Origin of the sequence: Aidingimonas halophila (genome assembly GCF_900106955.1) — a bacterium.
Taxonomy (GTDB): Bacteria; Pseudomonadota; Gammaproteobacteria; order Pseudomonadales; family Halomonadaceae; genus Aidingimonas; species Aidingimonas halophila.
In genome coordinates this window covers 131,476-144,248 of the sequence record NZ_FNNI01000004.1, presented here as the reverse complement: position 1 = coordinate 144,248, position 12,773 = coordinate 131,476, and the positions used below count along the sequence as shown (strand labels likewise).

Sequence of the window (12,773 nt, the reverse complement as noted above, 5' to 3'; positions counted from 1 at the left end):
ATCTTAATGGACCATGTTTGTCACGACACGTCCAAACCTTTCACCATGTTAGCGAATGATAACCGAAGATACCGAAAATCACAGAACCTCACCGAGGAGAGATCCCGGATCAGACCGTATAAGCACCAGCACTCTCATCTATTGATACTCGCCATGGATCAAGACCAGGCGGGTACTTGCATGTCCCCACATCATGAGCGCAGAATTTCTGCCATCGGTACGTAAACGTGTCGAGCCCCCTTCTGCGATGCTCGACGCTGTCACCACCAGCGCCACCGACCGGGACACCGGTGTGTCGCACAGGATCAGGATGAAATGCCATGAGCCATCAAGGAGACTCAAGAGAAGAGCAGGACATGAACAAACCGAAGAGCGTCATCAAACGCATTTATGTACCGACGCAGGTTCGTGATCTGCCTAACGGAGAAAAGCTCAAGATCCCCGGGCACTACAGGGATCCCTCGCGATAATTACCGCACTTCCCTGATCTACGACATCCCGACCCATGACAAGGGCGAGGTCGGTGCCTCGCTCTTGTCGTCGTGTCGCTATTTCGAGCGACGCTAGCCTTTGGGTCCAAAAAGCAGCCAGATGATCAGACCGACCAGGGGGAAGACCAGCAGCACCACGATCCAGATCACTTTGGCGAGCGTACCCGCTGCACTCTTGGCGGTCTTGACTATCGCCCAGATGATGATGATCAACCAGACCAGGCCCAGCAGACCACTCACTTCGATTCCCATGAGCATACTCCTTATGCCGTAGAGAGGTTATCCCGCGCTTGTTCAGCATAGCAGTTAACTCTGCCGACGATACCTGGCCCATCTTTTGCTAGGTACGGAGGCGACAACCTGAGGTAGAATTCTCCCCCGTCCTCACTAATCGCCTCAGGGGATCCCGTTGACTGAAGGAGAGTCTCAGTGGCTATCGATCTGCTACTCAATATCCTGATTTTCCTGGCAGCGGCGATACTTATCGTCCCGATATTCAAATGGCTCGGCCTGGGTGAGGTGCTCGGCTATCTGGTGGCGGGTGTCGTCATCGGCCCATCCCTCCTGGGTCTGGTACCCGATGCTGAAGGCGTCCTGCAATTTTCCCAGGTCGGTATCGTCTTCCTGTTGTTCGTGATCGGTCTGGAGCTCAAACCTGCGCGGCTGAAGGTCATGCGCAAAACCGTCTTCGGTTTTGGCACCCTCCAGGTCGCCATCACCACCCTGTTGCTGTCCCTCGGCGCCTGGTCGCTAGGCTTGCCACCCGTCGCATCACTTGTGGTCGGCTTCAGTCTGGGGTTGTGCTCGACCCCTCTGGTACTGCACCTCCTGGGGGAGCGTAAGGAATTACAGACCCGTCATGGCCGCAACGCGTTCGCCCTGTTGCTGTTCCAGGACCTGGCGGCGATTCCGGTACTGGCCGCCATTCCGATTCTGGCTACCGATTCGCTGATGGCCAACGGCCTCATGCCATTGATCCATGAGATGGTCATCTCCACTGGCGCGTTTGCCGGCCTGATCATCGGCGGACGTTACCTGTTGCGCCCGTTGTTCCGGCTGGCAGCCGGCACCCAGAGTCGCGAAGTCTTCGCCGGCACAGCACTGCTGGTGGTTATCGGTGCGGCACTCCTGATGGAGCTCGCCGGACTCTCCATGGCGCTTGGTGCCTTCATTGCCGGGGTGCTGCTGGCGGACTCCGAATACCGTCATAACATCGAAGCTGATATCGAACCGTTTCGCGGTTTGCTGCTCGGACTGTTCTTCATGGCGGTAGGGATGACGGCGCAAATCGATCTTCTCGGCAGTGCACCGCTCATGATTGGCGGCCTGACGCTTGTCCTGCTGCTCACCAAAGGCCTCAGCATGGTGCTGGCAGCACGTCTATTCGGCAGCAGCTGGCGTGATGCACTGAATCTCGGCATGTTGCTGTCACAAGGCGGCGAGTTCGCCTTCGTACTACTCACGGCAGCCGGTGCAGCGGCCTTGTTGGCTGACGACCTGGTCAACTTGCTGGTGTTGGTCGTATCGCTCTCCATGGCGACAACGCCGGTACTGTTCATGATCCACGCTCGCTGGATTCGCCCGCTGTTCCGCAAGCCGCATTCTCAACCAAACTATGACCGGCCCGAGGATGAGTCGCCGCAAATCATCATCGCCGGATTCGGTCGCTTCGGCCAGATCATGGGCCGTGCACTACAGGGCCTGAAGATTCCCTATACCGTACTCGATATCAATGCCGACCACGTCGAATTCGTCCGTCGATACGGCAACAAGGTCTATTTCGGTGATGCCTCGCGTATCGACCTGTTGCGTGCCGCCGGCGCCGACAAGGCGCGAGTGCTGGTCATCGCCGTGGGCGATATCGAACCTTCCATGCGCATCGTCGAACGCGTTCAGCGGCAGTTTCCACACTTGAAGATCTATGCCCGGGCACGCAATCGCTACCATGCCCAGTTGCTCATGCGGGCGGGTGTATCCCACCTGATCCGGGAGCTGTTGCCGGCCAGCCTGGAACTGACTCGGGATGTGTTGATCGAGCTGGGAATTGCACCCGACAAGGCGCAACACACCATCGATACCTTCCGCCCCCACGATGAACAGGCCCTGTTGCGTCAGCTAGAAGTGTTCGGCAACGAGAAGAAACAGATCCAGACCGTTCAGGAAGCAGCTCGGGAATTGGAAACGCTATACGAAGCCGATGAAGAGGTCACCACCAGAGCACCCGATCATTCAATGTCTTCGGGGGCACGTCATGAAACGTGACGCGAGGACAGGCGCTCACTCAATCGCCACCACTGCGGCATCATGGCCATGACATCGGTTCGGGCAAAACGATCGTCCATTAGAATCACTACACCCTGTTCCTCGGGGCCACGTATCACGCGTCCTGCGGCCTGCACGACCTTGGTGAGCCCCGGCACCTGATAGGCATAATCAGCCCCTTGGCCGAAACGCGCCTGCAGGCAATGCTTCAACCGCTCGTTGATGGGATCACAGGGAGGCAGCCCCAGCGTCGCAATGAAGGCACCGGAGAGACGGTCACCGGTGAGGTCCACGCCCTCAGCAAACGCACCGCCCAATACGGCAAAACCGACGCCCTTGCCGCCGGGAGTGAAACGTGCGAGGAACGCTTCCCGCGCCCTCTCATCCATGCACGGCGACTGTCGCCATTGCGGAATGTCGGCATGCAGGGCAGTGAAACGCGATGCGACACTCTCCAGGTACGCGAAGCTACTGAAGAACGCCAGATAATTGCCCGGCATGCGATGATACTGCTCGGCTAGGGTCGCTACGATAGGATCGACCGACGCCTCTCGATGAGCATAACGAGTCGAAATATCCCGCCGGATTCTCACATCAAGCTGGGAAGCCTCGAAAGGTGACTCCACCTCCACCCAGACCGTGTTCGTCGGCAGTCCCAACAGATCGCGATAGTATCGCTGCGGACTCAACGTTGCCGAAAACAGCACCGTACTATGGCTCCTGGCCAATCGCGGCGCCAGGAAATCGGCCGGCACCAGGTTGCGTAGACACAATTGTGAGCTTCCCCGTCCCTGCCAGGTCAGATCGAACAAGGAGTGTCTTTCATCGTACGATTCGGCCAGACGCGTGAAATGCATGGTATCGAACAGGAAGGTCTGGAGCTCGGGATCGGCCGCCTCAGGATGTTCCCCCAGGTAGTCGCTGATAGCCGCAACGACATGTGACAGTCCTCGTAACAAGGTATCAGGCGACGCTGATAGTACCCGGTAGGTCGCCTCCGCCGTGGCCGATGTCCCTGCCTCCGCTTTCACTTGCTTGACCAAGGCCGCCCACTGTCGTGCCACTCGCGCCAATGGCCGGGACACACCGGCAGGCGTGGTGCGGCGCAACCTATTGAGACGCTTCTGATCGAGCGTGGCGCTGTACATCCCCTGGCCTCGGGACACCAAGTTGTGCGCCTCATCCACCAGCACGGTAACCCGCCAATCGTTCGCCAGTGTCAGTGCATACAGCATGGCACTGGTGTCGAAGTAGTAGTTGACGTCCCCCACGATCACATCACACCAGCGAGCCAGTTCCTGACCGAGATAGTAGGGGCAAATATCGTGGGCCAGCGCTACCTCGCGCACCGCATTGCGGTCCAGGATGCCAGCCCCATCCAGGGCGGCCTGACGTGCCTGGGGCAAACGGTCATAGAAGCCGGCCGCCAGCGGGCAGGCCTCACCGTGGCAGGCCTTGTCAGGATGTTCGCAGGCTTTGTCGCGGGCGATCAGCTCCAGCGTGCGCCATGGTGTCGATACGCTGGAGTCACTCCCACCCGCCAGTTGCGCCAGCGCATCCAGCGCCAATGCGCGCCCGGATGTCTTCATGCTCAGGAAAAAGAGGCGGTCGACTGCTTGGCGCGGCATGGCCATAAGCATGGGAAAGAGTGTTCCCAATGTCTTGCCGATGCCGGTCGGCGCTTGCGCCAGTAGACACCGACCGGTACCCGCCGCTTTGAAGGTCGACTCCGCCAGTGAGCGTTGACCGGTACGAAACGACGTGTGGGGAAACGTCAGTCTTGTCAGTGCCTGGTCACGCTGTTGCCGATGCCTCGCTTCCTGGCATGCCCATGCCAGGAAAGTATCGCACCGCTGCTGAAATTCACCCTCGAGCGATACGGCGTCGACGGTATCGGTCAATACCGTCTCACGATCGGTCCCCAGATCCAGGTAGACCAACGCCAGCGTGACCGATGACAGGCCATGGCGTCGGCACAATAACGCTCCATAGGTGCGAACCTGGGCCCAATGCAGGGCTCGCTGGTTATCGGGCAGACGATCCAGACGGCCACGGTAGGTCTTGATCTCCTCAAGACGATTGGAATCCGGATCGTAGCCATCCGCGCGCCCGGTCACGATCAGGCGATGCAGTTCACTATCCGCTTCACCGGCAGGCACGTAATCCCCCGAGAGAGGCAGTTCCGCCATGTAATCATGGTCACGACGGGCCACTACCCGAGCGTGGCCGGCGACACCCTCCTGGGCAGAAGGCGTCGGTGTGAAACGATGATCCAGATCACCGGTCTTGGCCGTGAACTCACACAACGACCGCACAGCCACCCGATACACAAGGGGCGCGTCATCCGGCTCCACCGAGCCGACATCGTCACGAGCACCGTCACGCATGGTCGCTTTCCTGCCATGTGACATGGCAGACCACTGCCGGCATGTCATGCTGCTGGAAGAATGCCAGCCAACGGCGTTGATTGTCCTGCAGCCGATCCCCCGGCCCCTTGACCTCGATCAGACGATACCGCTGCTGGCAGGGCCAGAACTGGATGAGATCCGGGAATCCGGCACGATTGGCCTTGAGGTCGACGAGCATACGTTCGAAACAGCGCCTGAGATGGTCGGCGGGCATACAATGCAAGGCATGCTCCAGTAGCGTTTCATCAATCGCATCCCAGTGCACGAATGGCGATGCGATGCCCTTCTTGGCCTGATAGGTATCGAGGATGCGTTGGCGATAGGTCCCAACGTCGAGAGTGCCGAGGCACTCGGCAAAGAGCGACTCACGGCGGGCGACGAAATCGCCGCGATAAAGATCCGACGGCCCGGTATGAAAAGGGTGGAAAAACGCGCCCGGCAGGGGAGCGAAGATGGCGTCCCAGCAAAGCAAACCGAACAATGCGCCAAAGAGGGTATTCTCGACATAGTAGACTGGCGCCTCGTCATGATGCAGTGCGGTGGCCACGCCCCACTCCACGCTGGGTGTCACCGGAAGCGTCAATGCCAACCGATCCACCGCGTCGGACCGGCCAGCGTTCATGCGGGCAGGAAGGGGCCTGCCAAGACGTCGACACAATCGAGGCATCAGTCGCTCGAGATGTTGCACCTCTGCCTCGTTGCGTGGAGAAACCAGTGCATCACTCGCTAGCTGATAGGCGAGCTCGTAATTGCCTTGACGCTCCATCACGCGCAATTGACGGACACGTGCTTCGGGGTGCCGACAATCAGGGTAGATGGCCATCGCCGTTCCCGTATCGCCCTGGCGCTCGGCTTCGCGGGCAAGGCGGAAAGCCACTCGTTCACGGCGCGAATCCAGCCAGGTATTGGCATATGGCTCGGCAGGCAGACTCTCGTGAAGTCGCTCGGGTGCTTCTCCAGCATCGAGACGTTCGCGCAAATGCTGCAGTTGACAGTAACGCTCCACTTCCTCGCGATAAGCGAAGGCTCGCGACTCTCGTGACAACGGAACCGATTCGAAGCGCTGGATCCCCAGCTCGGCCAGGACGAATTCCGACCAGTCCTGACGAAAATTGCCGAAGAACATCAGGCGCAAACGCTCGAACCATGCCTCATGCTCCAGTTTCACGAGGCCATCGGGTGCCTGTGGCCACCAGGCGGACCAGCATCGTGCCTCGAGATCTGAGGCCAGCAACGTCTCCGACATCGCTTTTTTCGAGGCTGTCCCCGGCACACCCGCAGCCGCCAGAGTGTCGCCCAGCGCTTGACGCAATTCGCCCACCGTTACCAGAGGCAGCAGCGTTGCCGTATCCAGCTCGGGATCCAGGGTTACCAGACCGGCCTCAGCCAACGACGTGACACAGGGCGCCGGGTCACCGATTTCCGCGTAGCGTAGCCGGGAAGTGCGGAAATGCACGCCCTTGCGCATGACCATGCGAGCCATCAAGGCCTGAGACGTACGCGGCAGGGACGTGAATATCCCGATGAATTCGTGCTCGCTGTCGGTCAGCAAGTCATCGTAGCGCTCGGCGACCCAATCGAGCACGAAATGGAAATTGCGCAGGTAGTAGAAGGGGTCGTCCAGCGACGCCGTGACCGGAATGCTACGCAATGTACTGTTCATTTATCCATGATAGCAACACGACGGCACTCTCGACAATGTCCGGCGTGCCCCAGCATCGTATTCTCACGGGTGTTCTTCACCCAGCGTATCTGCCACATACGCGCCGCGTTTGCCCATCGGTCGAGAGGACCCGACAGTCGTGTCATGGCGCGTCTGGTGTTCCACCGTCGCGTTGAGCTTACCACCCAGCAGCACAAAAAACGCGGACAACCAGAACCATAGCAACAGGCCGACGACCGCCCCCAATGAACCATACACCTGGTTGAAGACCGGGAAGTGCCGCATATAGGCCGACAGGCCCAGTGAGCCCAGTACCCAAAGGACCGTCGCCAGGAGCGTACCGGGACTGACCCATTCCCAGCGTGGTGACCGACGATAAGGCCCGAACCGATATAAAACGGCAGTCGTACAGATCATGACCAGCAATAATACCGGCCAACGGATGAGCCCGATCACAGTGACCCAGGGCCGGGCAAGCCCCAGATGCTGGATCACCAGAGGAAACAGCGTGATGAAAGCGATGGTGACCAGTGTCATGATCAGCAAGCCTACCGTCAGGGTCGCCACCGTAATGGAGCGCCGCAGAAAGCCGCGCCTCTCGGCTTCACCGTAAACGACATTCAATCCCTTGATGAGCCCCCGAATCCCCTTGGAGGCGATAAAAATGGCGATCAACAGGCTCAGTATGGCGGTGACACTCAGGCCGGCATCGGTATTGCTACCGACGTCATTGGCCTGCTGGCGAATGATCGAAGCCGCACCCGGCGGGGTGAAACGCACCAGATCACCGATATGCCCGGCCATCTGTTCAGGATCGAACGCCAGTGCCCACAGCGCGATGAGCGCCGCGATGGCGGGAAAGAGTGCCAACAGCGCATAAAAGGCGACACCGGCCGCCAACATGGTGATATCGTCGCTGGCCAGTTCCCGACGCATACGCCACAGAATATCTCTCCAACCGGCCCGTGGAATCTTGGTCGGCTGGGCTGCCTCACGGCCGTGTTGTCGCCGTTCGTTGTCCTTCATGTAGGCGCCCTGTATCCGTTTCTTGCCCGTATCATGACACCGAATCAGCAGCACTGCCCATCCTTCGATTTTGACAGGACTAGACGACCGGTCTAATATTTCCGCCATTAACCGTTAGTCAGCGAATATTTCATTTCGACTGATGTCTCCAGGAGGTTTCCCTCATGACACAATCCGACGATATTCTGTTCACTCCCTTCGACCTGGGTGATCTGACGCTTCCCAACCGGGTGATCATGTCACCACTGACCCGCTCCCGCGCCAGTCAGCCGGGTGATGTCCCCAATGCCATGAATGCCGAATATTATCGCCAGCGCGCCGGTGCCGGCCTGATCATTGCCGAGGCCACCCAGGTCTCGCCTCAGGGTAAGGGGTACGCGTTCACTCCCGGCATTCATTCCGAGGCACAAGTCGAAGGCTGGAAACAAGTCACCGAGGCCGTACACGCCGCCGGAGGACGTATCTATCTTCAACTCTGGCATGTCGGGCGGATCTCGCGCCCGGAGTTGCAACCCAATGGCGAGATTCCCGTTGCACCCTCGGCCATCAAGCCGGAAGGGGCCAAGACGTTCATCAGCGCAGAATCCGGCATGGTCGACGTGCTGCAGCCGCGCGCACTTGAAATCGACGAGATGCCCGATATCGTCGCCCAGTACCGCCATGGAGCCGAAAATGCCAAGCGTGCCGGCTTCGATGGTGTCGAGGTGCACTGTGCCAATGGCTATCTCCTCGACCAATTCCTGCGTACCCACAGCAACCGGCGCACCGACGAGTACGGCGGTTCGGTGGAGAATCGCATGCGCTTGCCGCTGGAAGTGATCGACGCCGTGATCAACGTCTGGGGTACCGAACGTGTCGGCGTGCGCATCGGCCCGACCGGTAGTTTCAACGACATGGATGATGCCAATCCCAAGGAGACCTTCTCCGCCTTCGCCAAGGCCTTGAACGAACGCGGTATCGCGTTTCTGGAAGTGATCGAAGACTCCTTCCAGGGCAACCACGCCAATGGGCGACACGAAGAGATCATCGATGCCCTGCGTTCGTCCTTCCGTCGCGCCTACATCGGCAATGGTCGCTACAGCGCGGAAGAAGCCCGCGAGCGTATCGGCAGAGGCCTGGCTGACCTGGTGTCATTCGGACGTCCATTCATTGCCAACCCCGATCTGCCGGAGCGCTTCCGGCGCGGTGCCCCCCTCAACGAGTGGGATGAGAGCACCTTCTACGGCGGCGATGCCAAGGGATACACGGATTACCCGTTCCTGGAAGACGATGCCGTTTGATCGGTTGCCGCCCGCCATGTGCGGGCGGCGTTCTCACCCCGCCGCTGATCCACGACCAGACAGATCAATACCGCCACGATGAACAGGGCGGCACAAAGGAGAATCGACGTCTGCAAGCCCACCAGGGACTGCAAGACCCCCAACCCGATAATGCCGAACACGCCGGCAAGCTTGTTGGCCAACCCCCAGAAGCCAAAAAACTCCGCTGACTTGCCGTTCGGGGAAAACAACCCGACCAGCACACGGCTAGCGGATTGACTCGATCCCAGACTCAGTCCCGCCAGGGTCCCCACCGCCAGGAACAAGTGCTGGGCCTCCATATCCATCCCCAGTGCCGCATTGAGGAATGCCGTCACGGTCGGTGTCCCCCAGATAGCGATGATCGCCGCTATCCAAAGCAGCAAGGTGCCGATATAGGTCGGTTTCGCCCCGATACGGTCCTGAATGAATCCGAACCCCAGTGCCCCCGCCGCGGCCGTGATCTGCACGATGATGAACATGATATTGCGGACCGACTCGTCCCAACCGATCACCTGGGCACCATAGATGAAGGCGAAGGCGATGATGATGTAAATCCCCGCCATGGAGAACAGCAACGACACCAGGAATACGGCCAGATCACGGAATTCACGTAGCTCCCTGAGCGTAGACGCGATACGCCGACGGGCTACCGTCAAGTAACTGGCATTTGCAAGATGAGGCCGCGGGACTCCCCGCTCCTTCAGCCACAGGAACGTGGGAAGGGCGGCCACCAGGAAAAACGCGGCAGCAAACGGCCCGACCCAACGGATCCGATCGAAATTCTCCGCGGTTGCTTCACCAAGGACCATCAGCGTGAAGCCGGCGGCAAACAACCCACCGATATATCCCAGCGACCACCCGAAGCCGGAGATCTTGCCCAGGTCACTCGGCGGTCCCAGCTCAGGGAGGAATGCGGCGATGAAGGACTCCCCCATGGAGTAGGCATAATTCGATACGACGATCAACAGGAAACCCAGCACCACATAACCGGGGGCGACGAAATACAGCATGGCCGTCGTCGCTACCGTGATCAGATAACTGATGAAGAGATAGTGCTTTTTGGCAGCATGGGCGTCCATGGCTGCCCCGCACACGGGTGCCGTGAGCACGACCATCAGATAGCTGACGGCCAGTGCCAGGCTCCAGAGGAAATTGGCCAGACGATAGTTGCCACCACGATCGCCAACGATCACCGTGGTGAAGAGTTCACCGAAGACGACCGTTATGATCAGCAGGGTGTAAGCCTGGTTGGCAAAGTCGAACATTGCCCATCCCAGGATCTCCTTGCGTGACGCGCGCGTTACCGGTGAAGCGCTCGGTGCCGTCACACGTCATCCCCCGGATCGGCCCGGTTGCCCTGGCGTAATTTGTCGATGGCCTCCTCTCCCTGCCCGGCCAGCGTATCGAGACGATCGATCTGCGCCTTGAGCTTGGGCAAGGCATCACGGCGATAGGTGGCCAGATCGTCCAGCGCAGCCATGACATCCGAAAAGGCCTGCTCCAGAGACTGCATGTCGAGCATCGACGAAGACGCTCGCGTCTGAATATCCACCCCCTGATTGCGCAGTGCCTTGGCCGTACCGGTAATCATGTCGGAGGTCGTGCGATTGATCGACTCGACACGTTCCAGCACCAGGCGCTGGTTGGCCAGGCCCAAGGCAACCGTGACGGCGACGCTCAGCGCCGAGACAGTCACATTGATGGCTCGGTCCACGCCACGCATCAGTTCACGATTGTTGCGAATCACCACTTCCAGGGCCAGAACGCCTTGCTGGCTGACCGCCAGTTGCTGCTGAAGATCGACGATGCGCTGACGCAGGGGAAACAGCAGTTCCTCCTCGATGAAGGTGCGCCGGCCATCCTCGGCCTCCAGGGATTCAGCGGCCTTCGTCAGGCGCTCATCGATGCGTTGGCCGAGCGCAATCTGATGTCGCAGCTCCTGGATGACCTCCTGCAATGCCTCCTGGTCATCGGCCAAAGTCAGGTTGTCGCGATCGAGCATATCGCGCCCACCTTCCAGATCGGCGATGATCGCATCCAGGGCATCCTGGGCATTTTCGAACTTGCGGAAATAGCGCTGCAAACGGTTCCCGACACCGGGCATCCAGGCAATGACCTTGTCCAGACCCCGCTGGGTAAGATCATGACGGTTGGGATCCAGATTATGCATCCGCCCCCGCAGGTCGACCAGTGCCTTGGCCACTGGTCCACCGTCGTCGCTCTGCTGGGCCAGTTTGCGCAGCGGTGTCTGCAACATGGCACTCTGGTGGGCGGCACGGCGCTGGGTTTCCAACCCCATTTCATCGACCGTCCGGCGGCGGTGTTCGGCACTCGAAGACTGTTCCTCGCCGATCAGCCGTTCCACGTACGCATCGGCCTCGGCCTCCAGTCGTGCCTCTTCATCGGGCGGTTGATCGTGCGCCTCATGCTGCTCCAGATCCTCGGCGATCCGCTCTACAGGCGGTAGCGCCAACTGCTTGTCGGGGGGCACCCCGGCCTCGTCTCGCATGGCATCGTTTCCCGGCACTCGGTAGTTACCTGTTACCTATCGTGAACATTAGCGCATGGCAGGGCGGTCATGCATCTGTCGCCGTGCAACGGTGTTACCCTCTATGACGACGTCCGTATCGTGGCGCCCGATCAATGAAGCGACGCAGTTCGGCAAGCGCCTGGTCCGCGCCGACTTTGGCCTTGGTACGGCCGGTATCGAGCCTGGCCATCGCCACCGCCGTATCATCGAGGGCGGTCAAGGCCGATTCATTGCGCGCCGACAGGTCACGCAGGTGGCGCTCGGTCTCTTCCACCAATTGCAACCTGCGCTTGAGGGCAACGCGTTCAGCGACCGTCAAGCGGTGGCTTTCCTGGTCGAGGCGACGCTGCACGAACTCACTGTCCACCCCTGACACACTACTGGCCTGCGACGCCATGTCATGCAGTGTATCCACCGCTCCCAGACACACTTCGGTAATGAGATGACATGAGCGCTCATAAGCCAGTTCACTGACATCGAAACGGCTCTCGATCAACGTCAGTACATGTCGGTATCGGCTGAACAGACGATCCGCTTGAGCCGCCAGATCCTGACGGCCCGCTTCGAGCAGTGCCTGTTTGGCGTGGCATAGCGCCATGACGACGTCATCGGCATCCGTCGGCGGATGATCAGGATCGAGCACCGCCGAACCGGTCTCCCGGGCTTCACTGTCGCGCTGGGCTTGCTCACGGGCACGCTCGTCTCTCTGGCGTATTTCCCGACGCCAATGTCGGAATCGCTTCCACCCACGACGCCAACGTCGTTCCAGCGGAATCTCCACGGCCACGGCAATCAAGCCACATAACCAACCCCAGAGACTGGGGCCGAAACCGCCCCACAACGAGGTCAGCCACAACAAGAAAGCGATGAAGGGCAACAACAGCCAATAACGCACCCCGACCTGCACCCGGTTCGGACGCTCGGTGGGCAAGGCCAGCGAGGGACTCACCATGCCCACCAGAAACCAGGGAATGCAGGTCAGAAACAGCCCGTAGGCAAATCCTTGCAGAAACTCCAGCATAATCAGTGCGATTCGCGCCCCTGAAAGTGACATCCTGTGTGTAGAACTACACGAAATGAGCGCCGAAGACT

General features: G+C 59.7%; 9 protein-coding genes. 2 read left to right on the top strand and 7 right to left on the bottom strand.

The genetic code is table 11. The features are described from left to right. Positions 1-563 precede the first annotated feature (563 nt). Positions 564-743, bottom strand: coding sequence for a PLDc N-terminal domain-containing protein (locus tag BLW01_RS08885; RefSeq protein WP_092569158.1), 180 nt, complete (start codon positions 741-743; stop codon positions 564-566). 177 nt (positions 744-920) lie between these two features. Between BLW01_RS08885 and BLW01_RS08880 the strand changes: the two genes are divergently transcribed. Continuing rightward, positions 921-2,753 carry a monovalent cation:proton antiporter-2 (CPA2) family protein gene (locus BLW01_RS08880; protein ID WP_092569157.1) on the top strand — a complete coding sequence of 611 codons (1,833 nt, stop codon included), beginning with the start codon at positions 921-923 and terminating at the stop codon, positions 2,751-2,753. Here the strand turns inward: BLW01_RS08880 and BLW01_RS08875 are convergent. The 3 genes from BLW01_RS08875 to BLW01_RS08865 form a co-directional block, all read right to left on the bottom strand. After that, positions 2,741-5,140: an ATP-dependent DNA helicase gene (locus BLW01_RS08875; protein ID WP_092569156.1), complete on the bottom strand. Its 2,400-nt coding sequence runs from the start codon at positions 5,138-5,140 to the stop codon at positions 2,741-2,743. The two genes, BLW01_RS08880 and BLW01_RS08875, sit on opposite strands and share 13 nt — an antisense overlap. After that, positions 5,133-6,824, bottom strand: a complete 1,692-nt coding sequence (locus tag BLW01_RS08870; protein WP_092569155.1) for a VRR-NUC domain-containing protein — start codon at positions 6,822-6,824, stop codon at positions 5,133-5,135. The genes BLW01_RS08875 and BLW01_RS08870 overlap by 8 nt, the downstream gene beginning before the upstream one ends. A gap of 63 nt (positions 6,825-6,887) precedes the next feature. Continuing rightward, positions 6,888-7,904 (bottom strand): YihY/virulence factor BrkB family protein, encoded by a 1,017-nt coding sequence (locus BLW01_RS08865; RefSeq protein ID WP_229806314.1) that lies wholly within the window; start codon positions 7,902-7,904, stop codon positions 6,888-6,890. Positions 7,905-8,014: 110 nt separating this feature from the next. Here BLW01_RS08865 and BLW01_RS08860 point away from each other — a divergent pair, with 110 nt between their 5' ends. After that, positions 8,015-9,130, top strand: a complete 1,116-nt coding sequence (locus BLW01_RS08860) for an alkene reductase (protein WP_092569154.1) — start codon at positions 8,015-8,017, stop codon at positions 9,128-9,130. On the opposite strand, the gene BLW01_RS08855 is transcribed toward BLW01_RS08860, so the two are convergent. The 3 genes from BLW01_RS08855 to BLW01_RS08845 form a co-directional block, all read right to left on the bottom strand. Then, positions 9,100-10,479, bottom strand: a complete 1,380-nt coding sequence (locus tag BLW01_RS08855) for an MFS transporter (RefSeq protein ID WP_229806313.1) — start codon at positions 10,477-10,479, stop codon at positions 9,100-9,102. The genes BLW01_RS08860 and BLW01_RS08855 overlap by 31 nt on opposite strands. After that, entirely contained in the window at positions 10,476-11,660 is a 1,185-nt protein-coding gene (locus BLW01_RS08850) for a toxic anion resistance protein (RefSeq protein WP_092569152.1), read from the bottom strand. The genes BLW01_RS08855 and BLW01_RS08850 overlap by 4 nt, the downstream gene beginning before the upstream one ends. 94 nt (positions 11,661-11,754) lie before the next feature. Next, entirely contained in the window at positions 11,755-12,702 is a 948-nt protein-coding gene (locus tag BLW01_RS08845) for a cobyrinic acid a,c-diamide synthase (RefSeq protein ID WP_092569151.1), read from the bottom strand. Positions 12,703-12,773: the final 71 nt, after the last annotated feature.

Coding starts and splice junctions, on each gene's coding strand:
- BLW01_RS08885 (WP_092569158.1), bottom strand. CDS start 743: ATGGGAATCGAAGTGAGTGGTCTGCTGGGCCTGGTCTGGTTGATCATC.
- BLW01_RS08875 (WP_092569156.1), bottom strand. CDS start 5,140: ATGCGTGACGGTGCTCGTGACGATGTCGGCTCGGTGGAGCCGGATGAC.
- BLW01_RS08870 (WP_092569155.1), bottom strand. CDS start 6,824: ATGAACAGTACATTGCGTAGCATTCCGGTCACGGCGTCGCTGGACGAC.
- BLW01_RS08860 (WP_092569154.1), top strand. CDS start 8,015: ATGACACAATCCGACGATATTCTGTTCACTCCCTTCGACCTGGGTGAT.
- BLW01_RS08850 (WP_092569152.1), bottom strand. CDS start 11,660: ATGCGAGACGAGGCCGGGGTGCCCCCCGACAAGCAGTTGGCGCTACCG.
- BLW01_RS08845 (WP_092569151.1), bottom strand. CDS start 12,702: ATGCTGGAGTTTCTGCAAGGATTTGCCTACGGGCTGTTTCTGACCTGC.